Below are 15,168 nucleotides of genomic sequence, written 5' to 3'. Positions count from 1 at the left end.
AAAATCCTATCATATAATATTCAAAATTGCGTATTTTTGGTACATAAAATTTCAACTATATCATTATGAGTCATAATATTAAACCTGGCGTTGCTACAGGAAAAGAAGTCCAAAATATTTTCAATTATGCTAAAGAAAAAGGCTTTGCCTTACCAGCTGTAAATGTTATTGGTTCTAACACTATTAATGGTGTTTTAGAAACAGCTAAAGCACTAAATGCGCCTGTTATTATTCAATTTTCTAATGGAGGAGCACAATTTAACGCAGGTAAAGGTTTAAGTAACGAAGGTCAAAAAGCAGCTATAGCTGGGTCTATTGCCGGAGCAAAACATGTACACCAAATGGCAGAAGCTTATGGCGTACCTGTGATTTTACATACAGATCATTGTGCAAAAAAATTACTACCTTGGATTGATGGCTTATTAGACGCAAGTGAGCAACATTTTAAAGAAACAGGAAAATCTCTATATAGCTCTCATATGATTGATTTATCTGAAGAACCAATCGAAGAAAATATAGAAATTTGCAAGCAATATCTAGCTCGAATGAGTAAAATGGGTATGACTTTAGAAATAGAACTTGGGATTACAGGTGGTGAAGAGGATGGTGTTGATAACAGTGATGTTGATGCTTCAAAGTTATACACACAACCAGAAGAGGTTGCCTATGCCTATGAAGAGTTAAGTAAAGTAAGTGACCAATTTACAATTGCAGCAGCATTTGGTAATGTTCATGGTGTTTACAGACCTGGCAATGTTAAATTAACACCGAAAATTTTAAAGAATTCACAAGACCACATTACTAAGAAATATGGTGTTGAGCATAACCACATAGATTTTGTTTTTCACGGCGGATCAGGTTCGACTGTTGAAGAAATTAGAGAAGGTATTAGCTATGGCGTTATAAAAATGAATATTGACACGGATATGCAGTATGCATTCTTAAGTGGCGTTAGAGATTACGTTCAAGATAAAAAAGATTACCTACAAACTCAAATAGGAAATCCTGACGGAGCTGATGTTCCTAATAAAAAGTATTATGATCCTCGTGTTTGGTTAAGAAAAGGAGAAGATGCTTTTGTTGAAAGACTTAAAAAAGCTTTTGAAGATTTAAACAACGTAGATACGCTGTAAGTAAAACTGCTATATAACACAACTCATTAAAAGCTAACCAACTAGTTTTTAATGGGTTTGTTATTTAAAAAATACTTAGCAGGTCTACTTTTGAGTTTAATTAATTAGTAGTAGTTTTGTTCTAACTAACTAAACTATCAATAAAAGATTGGAAAGTCTTAAATTGAGAATCTAAAACTATAAATCAATATGGCTTGGTTTAAAAGAAAAGATAAAGGGATTCAGACCTCAACTGAAGAAAAAAAAGACACTCCTAAAGGCTTATGGTACAAATCGCCTACAGGTAAAATTATAGATACAAAAGAGCTAGAAAAGAATTTTTATGTTAGTCCCGAAGATGGCTATCATGTAAGAATTGGAAGCAAAGAATACTTTGAAATTCTTTTTGATGATAACAAATATGAAGAACTAGATACGAACCTATCCTCTAAAGACCCTCTTAAATTTGTCGATACAAAAAAATATCCAGAACGTTTAAAAGCGGCTCAAGCAAAAACAAATCTAAAAGACGCGGTGAGATGCGCTGTTGGTAAATCTAATGGTGAAGATTTGGTTATAGCATGTATGGACTTCAGTTTTATAGGTGGTTCTATGGGTAGTGTTGTAGGTGAAAAAATAGCGCGTGCAGCTGATTACTCACTTAAAAAGAAAACTCCACTAATGATTATAAGCAAATCAGGTGGTGCACGTATGATGGAAGCTGCTTTATCTTTGATGCAACTTGCCAAAACTTCAGTGAAATTAGCACAGCTAGCAGATGCAGGAATTCCTTACATTTCCTTGTGTACAGATCCAACTACTGGAGGTACAACAGCATCTTTTGCAATGCTTGGAGATATAAATATTGCTGAACCTGGGGCGCTAATCGGTTTTGCTGGTCCAAGAATTGTTAGAGACACTACTGGCCAAGAATTACCAGAAGGTTTCCAAACCTCGGAATTTTTGTTAGAACATGGCTTCTTAGATTTCATTACGCATAGAAAAGATCTAAAACAAAAGGTAAATCTATATATAGACCTAGTTAAAAATAAACCTTTAAGAGCGTAAAATAAAGTATTGTAAATTTCTAGTTTTTCAAAAGAATCCTAGCAAATTCTGAAGCACTTAATACCATTTTAGACTTTCAAGTTTTCTCTTATGTAAAAAGAGCCTTACTAATAATTGAAAATACGTAATTTTTGTTATCTTTGCGGCTTGAAAGAAAAACTTTCATAGTACATAAAAATCATTTACAATAATATTAGCATGTATTTAGATCAAAAAGAAAAAGAAGCCATCTTTAAAAAACATGGCAAAAATGCAAAAGACACTGGTTCTGCAGAAGGCCAAATTGCATTATTTACTTACAGAATTAATTATTTAACAGAACACTTAAAAAACAATCGTAAAGATTTTAATACTGAGCGTTCGTTAGTTAAATTAGTAGGTAAGCGCAGATCACTACTAGATTACTTAACTAAGAAGGATATATTAAGATATCGTGCAATAGTAAAAGAATTAGGATTAAGAAAATAATCTCAATAAAAAGACCACGCCTAACAGCGTGGTTTTTTGATATAATATAACTCGATTTTGGACGAGTATAAAAACCAAAAATTGAAGAAGCTTATACAGTTTTTCATTGGTCTCACAACAACTACTACACAACAACACAGCGACCATTGTTTAACAAGATTCTGATGTTTATAATAAAGTCAGATCAAGAATTAAAAATTTATGATTCCAAAGGTATTTAGAGAGGTCATTGACCTTGGTGATGGTAGAGAAATTTCTATCGAAACCGGAAAACTAGCAAAACAGGCTCATGGTTCTGTTGTTGTACAGTCAGGAAAATGTATGTTATTATGTACAGTTGTTTCCAACTATGAGCAGAAAGATGTCAACTTCCTTCCATTAACAGTAGATTACAGAGAAAAATTTGCTGCTGCAGGACGTTATCCAGGCGGTTTCTTTAAAAGAGAAGCGAGACCTAGTGATGGAGAAGTATTAACAATGCGTTTAGTGGATCGTGTGTTACGTCCATTATTTCCAAAAGATTACCACTCAGAAACGCAGGTTATGATTCAGTTAATGTCTCATGACCCAGAAGTTATGCCAGATGCAATGGCAGGTTTAGCCGCTTCTGCTGCTATTCAATTATCAGATTTCCCTTTTGAATGTGCTATATCTGAAGCAAGAGTTGGACGTGTCAACGGAGAATTTATCATTAACCCAACATTTGCTCAATTAGCAGAATCTGACATCGATATGATGATTGGAGCCTCAGCTGATTCAGTAATGATGGTAGAAGGTGAGATGGATGAAATTTCTGAAGAAGAAATGGCAGATGCTATTAAATTTGCTCATGAGCATATTAAAGTACAATGTGCTGCTCAAGTAAAACTAGCAGAAGCATTTGGAAAAAAAGCTGTCCGCGAATACGAACCAGAAAGAGAAGATAAAGATTTAGAGAAAAAGGTACACGACATGGCATACGATAAAGTATACGCCATTGCTAAAGCAGGTTCTGCTAAGCACGAAAGAAGTGCTGCTTTTCAACAAATAAAAGAGGATATTAAAGCTACTTTTTCTGAAGAAGAATTAGAAGATTATGGCGGTTTAGTATCTGATTATTATCGTAAAGCCGAAAAAGCTGCGATTAGAGACTTAACCTTAGATGAAGGTTTACGTTTAGATGGTCGTAAGACTACCGAAATTAGACCAATCTGGTGTGAAGTTGATTATCTACCATCTACACATGGTTCTTCAGTTTTTACACGCGGAGAAACTCAAGCATTAGCAACAGTAACTTTAGGTACATCTAGAGATGCTAACCAAATAGATATGCCATCTCAAGAAGGTGAAGAGCGTTTTTATTTACACTATAACTTCCCACCATTTTGTACAGGTGAAGCTAGACCAATCCGTGGAACATCTCGTCGTGAGGTAGGTCATGGTAATTTAGCACAACGTGCATTAAAAGGAATGGTACCAGATGATTGTCCTTATACAGTAAGAGTGGTGTCTGAAGTATTAGAATCTAACGGTTCGTCTTCTATGGCAACAGTTTGTGCTGGTACAATGGCTATGATGGATGCAGGTGTACAAATGACTAAGCCAGTTTCTGGTATTGCAATGGGGTTAATTTCTGATGCGGATTCTGGAAAGTACGCTGTCTTATCTGATATCTTAGGTGATGAAGATCATTTAGGTGATATGGACTTTAAAGTTACAGGTACTGCAGATGGTATTACAGCATGTCAAATGGATATTAAAGTAAAAGGTCTTTCTTATGAGATTCTAGTAAATGCATTACAACAAGCTCGTGATGGTCGTTTACATATCTTAGAGAAATTGACGGATACAATTGCTACGCCTAACGCTGACGTTAAGGATCATGCACCAACAATGATTACAAGACGTATTCCTAATGAATTTATCGGAGCCTTAATTGGTCCTGGTGGAAAAGTAATTCAGGAAATGCAAAAAGAAACTGAAACGACTATCGTTATTAACGAAGATCCAGTTACTGAAGAAGGTATTGTTGAAATTTTAGGTGTAGGTAAAACTGGTATTGATGCTGTTATGGCAAAAATTGATGCTATTTTATTTAAACCAGAAGTTGGCAGCGTTTACGAAGTAAAAGTAATTAAGATGCTAGATTTTGGAGCTGTTGTAGAATATATGGAGGCACCAGGGAACGAAGTATTATTACACGTATCTGAATTAGCTTGGGAGCGCACAGAAAATGTATCTGATGTTGTAAATATGGGAGATGTATTTGATGTTAAGTACTTTGGTATAGACAAGCGTACACGCAAAGAAAAAGTATCTCGTAAGGCGATTTTACCAAAACCTGAAGGCTATGTAGAGCGTCCACCAAGAGATAACAATCGCGGTCGTGATAACAGAGGTAGAGACAATCGTGGCCGAGATAATCGCGGAAGAGACAATCGCAGAGACGATAGAAAACCTAGAGAAGATAAAAAAGAGGATTAATTCTTTTTTATCTTTATAGATAGCATATTAAAGCCCATCGAAATTCGATGGGTTTTATTTTATTTACCATGCACCAATTGGTGCGATAGCAAAGCCGATACCATCCCAAGCAGCAATAAATAAAATCGTCACACTAACAATTCCTGCTACTATACCAACACCAATACCATAGATAATCGACATGGTCTTATTATGCAATCTGACCGATTGAATAGTATTTGGATCTATTAAAATCCGAACATCATCTCCTTTTATCTTTTCAATACCAAAATATTGACGATTGTCTAAAACAATTTTTTTAAACTTCATTTTCTGACCATCAATAGTCTTTATTTTCACCCTTTTTTGTTCGGTAACTGCTTTATCTAATGACACGTTTTCTCTATGGTATACGCGACAACTTTGAAATAGAACTAAACAGATTAGAAAAATGCTTACCGTTTGCACTCGATTTTTAATCACAATCATAATCTTGGTTTTTTAATTTACAATCGAAATTACTTGTGATATTTAATATATGACTTATATTAATATCGATTTTAAGAATAAAATTTTGCATTTTATGCAAATATTATATTTTAAATAAGTTAAAAATATCATTTTATGCAAAGTCAATTTATTGCTTACCTAAAAGAAAAAAACTCAGCAACCACGGGTTTTGTAGATGAAATAGCTACTATTTTAGATATTGGTTATGACGCTGCATATAGAAGAGTCAACTTAAAAACAAATCTTACCCTTGAGGAAGGGATAAAATTAGCTAAGTATTATGATGTGTCTCTCAATAAGTTATTTGAAGTAGGAAATACAAATACTATTTTAACCGAATTATCTCCGCCAATTCATAATAAAGAAGGCTTAGAAAGATGGCTAAACGAATCTTATAATAGTGTTTTCCCATTAACTAAACTCAAAAACTCTTCAGTTATATATTCAGCAAAAGACATTCCATTATTTCACACACTTAAAGACTCTTACTTATCACGTTACAAAATTTATGTTTGGTTAAAAGATGTTGATACTAGTATAACTAAACAAAAACTATCTTTTGATGATTTTATAAAAACCATACCCGAATCTTTATTAGAGAGTGCCTTTAAGCTGGGTGAAGTATATAAAGACATTAATATTACCGAAATTTGGAATAACACAACAATAAATGGCTCTCTGCAACAAGTTTTCTATTATTTTGAGGCAGGTTTACTCTCTAAAGAACTAGCAATTCTAATATGCAATGACATAGAGGATGTTATAAGACATGTTGAAGAACAAGCTATTCAACAATCCTTAATCGGTTCAAAAACAAAAGCCAAATACGAACTTTATGTTAATGATATTCATACCATGAGCAACACTATTATGGTGAAAACACCAACACAAAAAGTGTTTTTTACACCATTTACTGTTATTAGTTATTTTAAAATAGAGCATCAACAAACCTGCGATTTAATGTTTGAATTTTTTGAAAAGCAAATGAGTATTTCTAAGCTGTTAGTTAATGCAGGAGAAAAAGATAGGTCCTTGTTTTTTAATAGAATGCATCAAAAAATTAATAAGTTAAGAGCCAGAATACAATTAGACAATGAGGTTTTTGATTTTGAATAATTTAATTCAACTTAAAATAGTTTTATTTAATGTATTCACATAAAAAAAATTAAAACATAAATTATTTACGCAACCATTTTAAGTAATTAGAGTCTATAAAGAAAACAGTCTCTATGAAAAGCTTAAAATCACTATCGCTATTTTTATTAATTCTAATAACATCTTGTTCATCTGATATTGATGACAACCTCGGAATAAAACCAATTTTCGGAGCGCAATCAGCTATACCAGCCGACTCAGATTTATTTGAAAATTTAAAAGACATTACCACAGATAATGAGAGACCAGACAAATCTATTGTTTGCATAGATTTCATCTATCCAATTACACTTTTTGTATTTGATGAGAACGAAGAATTTCTATATACTTCAACCCTTAGCGATGACGACGAATTTAGTGCTTTCCTAGAACCTATAGAAAGCTCATATTCAATAAGTATAAGCTTTCCTATAACAAGTATATTAGACTCAGGTGAAGAATTAATTATTGAGAATAAGGAAGAGTTAAAAGAATCAATTGATACGTGTTTAAATATTGAGAGGATTGGAGAATGCGAAACAATTCTTAGAGAATGTCTTTGGAAAGTGGGTTACAGTTTTGAAGGTGACAACACTTATTTAGGGAACATAATGCAAGAATCAGATGGATTTTTAACTCTAAATACAGAAGAAAATATTGTTGTAGGATCTTGGACACCTCTCGTAATAGAAAATGAACTACATATTAATATTAACGTTGTTGATACCACTGCAATAGGTGACTACTTCAATTTTGACTGGAAGGCAGAATACATTGATGCAAACTCTTTGAAACTTACCTTTGAAGACCGTGAACTTATATTAAATCAGCGCTGTGACCCTGATTTTGCAGACTGTGACAATTTTAACTTTGAAGTCTGTGAAACCGAATCAGGAAATGAGATTGGAGATTTTATTTTAAACGATTACACGTACTGTATTTTTGATACACTTGAGTTTGATAATGAAGATGACAACTTCAGCATCTCTTATTACGAAACTGAAGAGGATGCCATAGCTTTACTCAACCCAATCAATTCTGAAGAAACATACAATAACATAGAACTAAACCAAACCATTTATGTTCGAATAAATGATATTGAGAATAATATTCAGTATTACATACCAATTACACTTTCTGTAATCAGTTGCTAAACTTTAAATCAATAAACAATTATGAATAAATCAAGCCTTATAATTATCATTTTTTTTACGCTAGTGTCTTTCTCTTGTTCGAAAGACAACAATGACGAACCAATTTTTATTGATGATGTTTCCTTATTGACCAATTATATTTATAAAACTTATAATGTTTCTAATTCTCCAAATACAGTTATAGACTCAACAAATTTTATGATCTCAGATAATAAAATTATCAGTTCCTCAGGATTAAACTTAGAGACTTTATCTGAAAAAACATCAAACTACTCTTATTTAAATGGTAAAATTGATAAAATTCAATCTTTCAGTAACGGTACACTTACAAGAATTCAATCTTTTGGGTATAACACTAATGAAGAACTTACCGAGTACCTAATAGAAAATATAAATACCAATGATGCTTCATCTAGTTTTGAGCGCCATACGTTTACGCATACAACCGATACAATTTTCTCTAGTTGGACACGTAGCAATGATGGTATAACCTTCGACGAGCAAGTTTCAGACTTTAAAATAGTTCTAGTTGAGAATAACAATAGAACCTATTTAGAAACGTATAGCTATTTAAATGACGATACACAATATGAAATTAGCACTTATGAAGGTAGTTTTAATATATTAAACGAGTCTAAATATCTAATTCTTAACAATGGTAATGAAGTACTCTCTTTTGAAAACAACTACACTACAAGTAATGCTGTAAATTATTACAATCGAATTCTCAGTAATACGTATTCTCGCAAAAACTTAATGTTACTTTACCACTTACAACCAAGCGCTATTAATAATATAAATGCAAAAAGTATTTCTGGTTACAGGTTAGACACATATGAAAGCACTTGGGGAAATTCTTTTGCAGAATTTGAAATTTCAACAGTACCAAACAATGATAATATTAATGTTTTCACCAATTTTAAAACTATTATTTCTGGAAATCTTTTTTCAAGATTTTCACAAGAATTTATATTTAATTAAACACTATATTATCTCAAAGAGTTAAATCTAGCGAAGTACTTGAATATAGATCAATTAATAAAAGCTTGTAAAAAGCAAAACCTAAAGGCACAAAGTCAATTATACCAATTGTATAAAGATGACCTGTACATTTTATGTCTAAAATATTGCAAGAATAAGGAAGAAGCCCAAGACAATTTGCAAGATGCATTTATTGAAATTTTTACAAAAATAAAATCATTTAAAGGCAATGGTTCCTTTGAGGGTTGGATGAAACGTATAGCCATAAACAAGGCTATTGATAAGTATAAAAAAGATAATCAAATGAATGTTTTAATTAACGATAACATACTATCTGATTACAAAATTGAAACTTCTAGTATCGAAAGCATACCATTAAATGAAATTTTAAAACATATACAAGAATTACCACCAAGATACCGATTAGTTTTTAATCTATACGAACTAGACAACTACGCTCACAAAGAAATTTCTGATATTCTAGATATAAGTATTAATACATCAAAATCTAATTTACATAGAGCCAAAAGCATATTAAAAACCAAGATACAAGGATCAGCATATGTATCTAAAAAAAACCTAACCTCAAATGGAATTTAAACAAGATGTAGGATCTGCTGTAAAAAACAAACTAAATAATCTAAAGGATAATCCTGATGATTTAGTTTGGACAAATATTGAAGCACATCTTAAGAAGAAAAAGAAAAGACGAGGCATTATTATTTGGTTGTTTTCAGGCACACTAGGACTACTGCTTATTTTATTTTTAGCTATGTATCCTTTTTCACAAACAATAGAGAATATAGAGGTAAATTATGAGAGTAAACCAAATAAAAACTATCCTACCAAAACGAAAACTACAATTACAAATAAGGTTTTAAGCGATTCTAACTTTAAAAAGGTTACGAAAACACATAAAATAGCAATCTACAAAGCTAGCAATTACAATAATCCATATAGCTCCAAATCAAATAAGAAAAAATCTATAAATTCGTCTAAGAATACAGAAGTTAGTGCATATTCTATAAACCAAAAATCAGGCTCAGGCAACATATCTAAAAGCTCAACCACAAATCCTACCCAAATTAAGGCGTCAAAATCTAATAACGAGACAGGTTTAATTAAGTCGATGGAAGAAGATATCAGCGAAATATCTAACGAGGTTGTAAACGATAATGACATTAAGAATGCTATTTTAATAGAAGAAGAAAAAGATAAAAATCTAAAAGATGACATTTCTAAATGGAGTGTTATGCCTCAAATTATTGGCTCCAATTATGGAGCTTTTAATGCAACTACCACAAAGGAATTTACAATCAATTACGGCATACTAGCTAACTACAGAATGACAAAATCGACATATCTAAGAATAGGCGTTAGAAAGTTAGACTTACAACAGACAATAGGCAGCACAATTAATAATTTAAAATATTTAGAATTTCCAATAGAAGTTAAATATGCGCCTTTTTACAGAAAAATAAACCCTTATTTTACAAGTGGCTTGAGCTATTTTGTTTTACAAGAAGTCAATTCAAATAATCTAAATACTAGCGATTATAGAGCTACAATCTCTTTTAATTTAGGTTTAGGATTAGAAACAAAGTTGTTTAATAAATTTTATATCAACCTCGAACCTAACTTTAATTATCAAATGAAACCATTTACAGTAGGTAACGAGATTAAACCTTATATTTTATCCATACAAACAGGCTTAGAATATCGTTTCTAAGACGTTAAACTATCTTAAATTATTGGGGAATCGCCTTATTTTACTTATTTTATAGGATATGATAACACAAGATAAAGAACATTACGCAGAGGAGTTAAACAATTCAATTCAGTATCTAGAAAATTTAGGCTATGATAATATTAAAGCAGATACTGATGGGTATGAAACTCCAAAATCATTTCTAAAAATAGGAAGTAAAATAGAAGTTACACCAGATATTGTTGCCGAAAAAGAAGGAAGGAAACACATTTTTGATTTAAGTCTTAAATCACAAAAACCGAGATTGTTAAAATCTAAATGGCTATTTCTAAATACGTTAAGTCAGTTAAAGTCTTACCGCTTTCGGTTAATCACTAAAAGAGGACACTACAAGTTTACTAATGACATTATTAATGACATTAATTTAGATACTGTTAAGCTTCTTAAAATTTAATATTTTCAGTTTTATGTAACATTTCGCTGGGTTTCTACGTATAACAAATACAACCTACGTTGTAAACATTTGCACAAATCGAAAATTAAATGAGACAACTTAAAATTACCAAGCAGGTTACCAATAGGGAAACTGCATCGTTAGATAAGTACCTACAAGAAATTGGCAAGGTAGATCTTATTACAGCAGACGAAGAAGTAGAACTAGCACAGCGCATTAAAGCTGGAGACCAACTTGCATTAGAGAAATTAACAAAAGCAAACCTACGCTTTGTTGTTTCAGTTTCTAAACAATATCAAAATCAAGGATTAACTTTACCAGATTTAATCAATGAAGGGAATCTAGGCTTAATTAAAGCAGCACAACGTTTTGATGAAACTCGTGGTTTCAAGTTCATTTCCTATGCGGTTTGGTGGATAAGACAATCAATTTTACAAGCATTAGCCGAGCAATCTCGTATTGTACGACTTCCGTTAAATAAAATTGGTTCTATCAATAAAATAAATAAGACTTTTGCGTTTTTAGAACAAAGTCATGAACGACCTCCTTCTGCTGAAGAAATTGCTAAGGAATTAGATATGACAATTAAGGATGTAAAAGAATCAATGAAGAATTCTGGGCGTCACGTAAGTATGGATGCGCCATTAGTCGAAGGAGAAGATTCTAATCTATATGATGTATTAAGAAGCGGAGAATCTCCAAACCCTGATAGAGATTTACTACACGAATCTCTTCGTACAGAGATTGAACGTGCATTAGAAACACTTACTCCTAGAGAAGCAGATGTCATACGCTTATATTTTGGATTGGGAAATGAGCACCCAATGACTTTAGAAGAAATTGGTGAAACATTTGATTTAACACGTGAGCGTGTACGACAAATAAAAGAAAAAGCTATTAGAAGATTGAAGCATACTTCTAGAAGTAAAATTTTAAAAACATATTTAGGTTAGTTTTTCGTATATTTAGCGACCAACTAATAAAGGTAACAACAGTTACAAAACATAACTGTTCGTTTTTTGATTGATGAAAGAACCCACGGCTGATTACCGTGGGTTCACTTTTTATTACAGTTTATTAACTCCTCAATACAGTAACTTTATTTTTTATTTACCTTAGCACAAATCTCAAATAAACTATAAAAAATGGCTTCAAAATTAATTGCTCCTTCAATGCTGGCTGCTGACTTTGGTAATTTACAACGTGACACTGAAATGGTTAATAATAGTGATGCGGACTGGTTTCATATCGATGTTATGGATGGGCATTTTGTACCCAACATATCCTATGGAATGCCAGTTATTGCTGCTATTAAAAAACATGCCAAAAAGCCATTAGATGTGCATTTAATGATAGAAAAACCAGAGCGTTATATTGAAGAATTCGCAAAAGTAGGTGCGGATATTATTACGGTACATTATGAGTCTACTGTGCATTTGCATAGAACATTAAGACAAATTAAAGATGTTGGTTGCAAAGCCGGCATTGTATTAAATATAACCACTCCACTAAATGTTTTAGAAGATATTCTCCCAGAATGTTACATGATATTATTAATGTCTATAAATCCTGGTTTCGGTGGTCAAAAATTTGAAGACATAACTTATAAGCGCGTTAAAAATCTTCGTAAGATGATCAATAAGCAAGGATTAGATACAAGAATAGAAATAGATGGTGGTGTTACAGATAAAAACATTGAAAAACTTGTAGAAGCAGGTGCAGATACGTTTGTTGCTGGCAGTCATGTTTTTAAGAATGACGACCCTACTGCAACAATTAATAACTTAAAACGTATAGCTAATACTAATTAATTTTCATTTCCATAACCATAGCCATAACCATAATTATAACTATAAGATTTACTCGCTCCTACTCCATTGATAACATACGCCATGTTTTTAATCTTACCTGTATCATTTAAATCTTTAGAATAGTTTAATAGATTCTTGTCAGTAAAATTAGCACGAGCTATATATATGGTTGCATCAGCCAGTTGAGAAATTAACATAGTATCTGTAACTAAAATTGTAGGAGCGGTATCAACTATTATATAGTCATAATCTTGTTTAGCTTCTTCGATTAAACTTTCAAAACGTCCATTGGTTAATAAATGAGCTGGATTGGGCGGAATACTTCCTGATAAAATAATATGATGATTAGGATGTTTATCAAAACCGCTAATTACAGCATCTCTCCAATCATAATCTATATCATGTAAGTAATTAGATAAACCTGGTTTATGTTTATCTTCTTGTATATGTGTATGAATTTGAGGGTTTCTTAAATCTGCACCAATTAATAATACTCTTTTATTAATGCTAGATAAGGCTAAAGATAAATTTAGACTTACATAAGTTTTTCCTTCCCCCTTAATTGTAGACGTACAATAGACTACTTTACTTTTTATATTATTATTTATAGGCAATATAAAATCAACGTTTGAACTTAAAATCCTGAAAGCTTCCGCGAGTACACTTCGATCATTAGGATCAGTAAAAACTTTAATATTTTTACTTCGCATTTCTGGTATCTCTGCAATAACAGGTATTTTAGATGCAATCTTTATAATATCGTCTTTATTTTGCAGATTAGTATCCATCATAAAAACTACATATAAGATCCCAAAAGGAATTAGCAATCCACAAAGTAAAGCAACAGCATAGACGACCTTTGGCTTTGGAGATATTGGATTAAAGCCAGACAATGCGTAATCTACAATCTTTATAGAAGGTTCGGTAATTGCTAAATTTATGGCAGCTTCTTCTCGTTTTTGAAGTAATAGAAGATACAAACTCTGTTTAATTTTTTGTTGACGAGCAATAGATTTAAGTAGTCTTTCTTTCTCTGGAATTTGAGACATCTTACCTGAAAATACACGGTTTCTGGTTCCTAACTGACGTTGAGAAGCTTCTAATTGACTAATATATGTTCTAAGTGAATTACTTATATTATATTTTAAATCTTTAACTTGACTAACGGCTATTTTTACAGTTGGATTATTAGCTCCACCACCACTTGTTAATTTATCTCTATTAATTACAGCTAAATTATAATCTGATATCAAAGTATTAATTCCTGGATTATTGATACCAATATTTGCTGGTAGCAAGCTAGATTCTGAATTATCTTTTAATGAACTCTCTAACAGCCTTGCTAACGCCAACTGATTTTCGACCTTAAAAACTTCTTCTTCAGATTCAGTGCGTTGTTGCAAACCTAACTCAGCATCAGTAACTAAGTTTACCAAGTTATTGTTTTGTTTAAAATCTTGATAACTAATTTCTATAGAGTCCAGTTCTTGAGCCAAAAACACAAACCGATCATCTATAAAATCTAATGTTCGTTTTGAAACCAATTGTCTGTCATTAATACCATCTTTATCAAACACATCGATTATTGTATTTAATATTCTCTCTGAAAGTAATTTACTTTCTCCCTTAATGGTTAATTTAAGTAGGTCACTTTGTTCGCCAATAGCCTCAACTTTAATCTGAGATTTCAGGCTTAAAGCAGTGTTTTTAATGGGATTAAAATGAACGATATAAGATTTTTCTAATAAGGTCTCTTTGGCTTCTGTAGAATTAAGTCTAATACTAAAAGGGAGTCTAATATTTTTATCTTCAGTAGAAAATTCTGGAAAAGAAAATGTTTTTTCTGTTTTTAAATTTACTATTTCTAATCTATCTTCTTTTATATTTATTAAATAAGATAAGCGCTCTGACACACTATCTGACTCTATAATTTGCCGAAAATCAAATGGCAAAACATCTATTTGAGTAGTTTGAATTGTTCCTTCCTCATAAAAACTTGTATTTAAGTTTAGCTGTCTTACAACACGATTCATTATAAGATAAGAGGTTAAAATTTCTATTTCATTCTCTAGATTAATATTAGTTCGTTTAAATACAAATGCAGATGTAGGTAATTCTAAACCTTCAGACTCATCTAAAATCTTAACTTTAGCGTAGGTTTCATAAATTCTTGGCTCGTATCGTAAATAAACATATGAGCTAATCAAGGCAATGGTCAAAGCAAATAAAAACCAGGGCCAATAACGTAGATAGCGACTAATCTCTTGTTTTAGATCAATATTGTCTTCTTCTTTAAAGGTATAATTGTTAAATGAATTGTCCATAT

14 protein-coding genes are annotated in these 15,168 nt (G+C 31.8%); 12 read left to right on the top strand and 2 right to left on the bottom strand.

Annotated elements, in window-relative coordinates:
* Window positions 1–65 precede the first annotated feature (65 nt).
* From fbaA to ACFWU4_RS05415, 4 genes are all read left to right on the top strand, one after another.
* Window positions 66–1,133: a class II fructose-bisphosphate aldolase gene (gene fbaA / locus ACFWU4_RS05430; RefSeq protein WP_411125641.1), complete on the top strand. Its 1,068-nt coding sequence runs from the start codon at window positions 66–68 to the stop codon at window positions 1,131–1,133.
* A gap of 189 nt (window positions 1,134–1,322) precedes the next feature.
* Window positions 1,323–2,180, top strand: a complete 858-nt coding sequence (accD, locus tag ACFWU4_RS05425) for an acetyl-CoA carboxylase, carboxyltransferase subunit beta (protein WP_411125639.1) — start codon at window positions 1,323–1,325, stop codon at window positions 2,178–2,180.
* Between the two features lie 198 nt (window positions 2,181–2,378).
* Window positions 2,379–2,648, top strand: a complete 270-nt coding sequence (rpsO, locus tag ACFWU4_RS05420; RefSeq protein WP_411125637.1) for a 30S ribosomal protein S15 — start codon at window positions 2,379–2,381, stop codon at window positions 2,646–2,648.
* A gap of 201 nt (window positions 2,649–2,849) precedes the next feature.
* Window positions 2,850–5,111: a polyribonucleotide nucleotidyltransferase gene (locus tag ACFWU4_RS05415; protein ID WP_411125635.1), complete on the top strand. Its 2,262-nt coding sequence runs from the start codon at window positions 2,850–2,852 to the stop codon at window positions 5,109–5,111.
* Between the two features lie 63 nt (window positions 5,112–5,174).
* Here the strand turns inward: ACFWU4_RS05415 and ACFWU4_RS05410 are convergent, their stop codons facing one another.
* Entirely contained in the window at window positions 5,175–5,573 is a 399-nt protein-coding gene (locus ACFWU4_RS05410; protein WP_411125633.1) for a hypothetical protein, read from the bottom strand.
* A gap of 141 nt (window positions 5,574–5,714) precedes the next feature.
* On the opposite strand from ACFWU4_RS05410, the gene ACFWU4_RS05405 reads away from it, so the two are divergent.
* The 8 genes from ACFWU4_RS05405 to rpe all read left to right on the top strand — a co-directional run bounded on the left by ACFWU4_RS05405 (window position 5,715) and on the right by rpe (window position 12,842).
* Window positions 5,715–6,716 carry a hypothetical protein gene (locus ACFWU4_RS05405; RefSeq protein WP_411125632.1) on the top strand — a complete coding sequence of 334 codons (1,002 nt, stop codon included), beginning with the start codon at window positions 5,715–5,717 and terminating at the stop codon, window positions 6,714–6,716.
* Window positions 6,717–6,829: 113 nt separating this feature from the next.
* Complete coding sequence (locus tag ACFWU4_RS05400; protein ID WP_411125630.1) at window positions 6,830–7,888, top strand: hypothetical protein; 1,059 nt, start codon at window positions 6,830–6,832, stop codon at window positions 7,886–7,888.
* 21 nt (window positions 7,889–7,909) lie between these two features.
* A complete protein-coding gene (locus tag ACFWU4_RS05395; protein ID WP_411125628.1) occupies window positions 7,910–8,869 on the top strand; it encodes a hypothetical protein in 960 nt (319 codons plus the stop codon).
* Window positions 8,870–8,908: 39 nt separating this feature from the next.
* Window positions 8,909–9,469 (top strand): RNA polymerase sigma factor, encoded by a 561-nt coding sequence (locus ACFWU4_RS05390; protein ID WP_411125626.1) that lies wholly within the window; start codon window positions 8,909–8,911, stop codon window positions 9,467–9,469.
* Entirely contained in the window at window positions 9,459–10,598 is a 1,140-nt protein-coding gene (locus tag ACFWU4_RS05385; RefSeq protein WP_411125624.1) for an outer membrane beta-barrel protein, read from the top strand. Before ACFWU4_RS05390 ends, ACFWU4_RS05385 begins: the two co-directional genes overlap by 11 nt.
* Before the next feature lie 58 nt (window positions 10,599–10,656).
* On the top strand, window positions 10,657–11,031 hold the full coding sequence (locus tag ACFWU4_RS05380; RefSeq protein ID WP_411125622.1) for a hypothetical protein: 375 nt from the start codon (window positions 10,657–10,659) through the stop codon (window positions 11,029–11,031).
* A gap of 89 nt (window positions 11,032–11,120) precedes the next feature.
* Window positions 11,121–11,984 carry an RNA polymerase sigma factor RpoD/SigA gene (locus ACFWU4_RS05375; protein ID WP_411125620.1) on the top strand — a complete coding sequence of 288 codons (864 nt, stop codon included), beginning with the start codon at window positions 11,121–11,123 and terminating at the stop codon, window positions 11,982–11,984.
* 192 nt (window positions 11,985–12,176) lie between these two features.
* The gene (gene rpe / locus ACFWU4_RS05370) at window positions 12,177–12,842 is read left to right on the top strand and encodes a ribulose-phosphate 3-epimerase (RefSeq protein ID WP_411125618.1); all 666 of its coding nucleotides are present in this window, start codon (window positions 12,177–12,179) and stop codon (window positions 12,840–12,842) included.
* On the opposite strand, the gene ACFWU4_RS05365 is transcribed toward rpe, so the two are convergent.
* The gene (locus tag ACFWU4_RS05365) at window positions 12,839–15,166 is read right to left on the bottom strand and encodes a GumC family protein (RefSeq protein ID WP_411125616.1); all 2,328 of its coding nucleotides are present in this window, start codon (window positions 15,164–15,166) and stop codon (window positions 12,839–12,841) included. The genes rpe and ACFWU4_RS05365 overlap by 4 nt on opposite strands.
* Window positions 15,167–15,168 lie beyond the last annotated feature (2 nt).

This window comes from Winogradskyella sp. PE311, assembly GCF_046545555.1.
In the GTDB taxonomy this organism is placed as follows: Bacteria; Bacteroidota; Bacteroidia; order Flavobacteriales; family Flavobacteriaceae; genus Winogradskyella.
This window is presented reverse-complemented; position numbering and strand designations above follow the sequence as displayed.

Bases quoted from the DNA above. Each gene is read 5' to 3' on its own strand.
- ACFWU4_RS05380 (WP_411125622.1), top strand. From the start codon at position 10,657: ATGATAACACAAGATAAAGAACATTACGCAGAGGAGTTAAACAATTCA.
- ACFWU4_RS05395 (WP_411125628.1), top strand. From the start codon at position 7,910: ATGAATAAATCAAGCCTTATAATTATCATTTTTTTTACGCTAGTGTCT.
- rpe (WP_411125618.1), top strand. From the start codon at position 12,177: ATGGCTTCAAAATTAATTGCTCCTTCAATGCTGGCTGCTGACTTTGGT.
- accD (WP_411125639.1), top strand. From the start codon at position 1,323: ATGGCTTGGTTTAAAAGAAAAGATAAAGGGATTCAGACCTCAACTGAA.
- ACFWU4_RS05385 (WP_411125624.1), top strand. From the start codon at position 9,459: ATGGAATTTAAACAAGATGTAGGATCTGCTGTAAAAAACAAACTAAAT.
- ACFWU4_RS05365 (WP_411125616.1), bottom strand. From the start codon at position 15,166: ATGGACAATTCATTTAACAATTATACCTTTAAAGAAGAAGACAATATT.
- fbaA (WP_411125641.1), top strand. From the start codon at position 66: ATGAGTCATAATATTAAACCTGGCGTTGCTACAGGAAAAGAAGTCCAA.
- ACFWU4_RS05415 (WP_411125635.1), top strand. From the start codon at position 2,850: ATGATTCCAAAGGTATTTAGAGAGGTCATTGACCTTGGTGATGGTAGA.
- ACFWU4_RS05400 (WP_411125630.1), top strand. From the start codon at position 6,830: ATGAAAAGCTTAAAATCACTATCGCTATTTTTATTAATTCTAATAACA.
- rpsO (WP_411125637.1), top strand. From the start codon at position 2,379: ATGTATTTAGATCAAAAAGAAAAAGAAGCCATCTTTAAAAAACATGGC.
- ACFWU4_RS05375 (WP_411125620.1), top strand. From the start codon at position 11,121: ATGAGACAACTTAAAATTACCAAGCAGGTTACCAATAGGGAAACTGCA.
- ACFWU4_RS05405 (WP_411125632.1), top strand. From the start codon at position 5,715: ATGCAAAGTCAATTTATTGCTTACCTAAAAGAAAAAAACTCAGCAACC.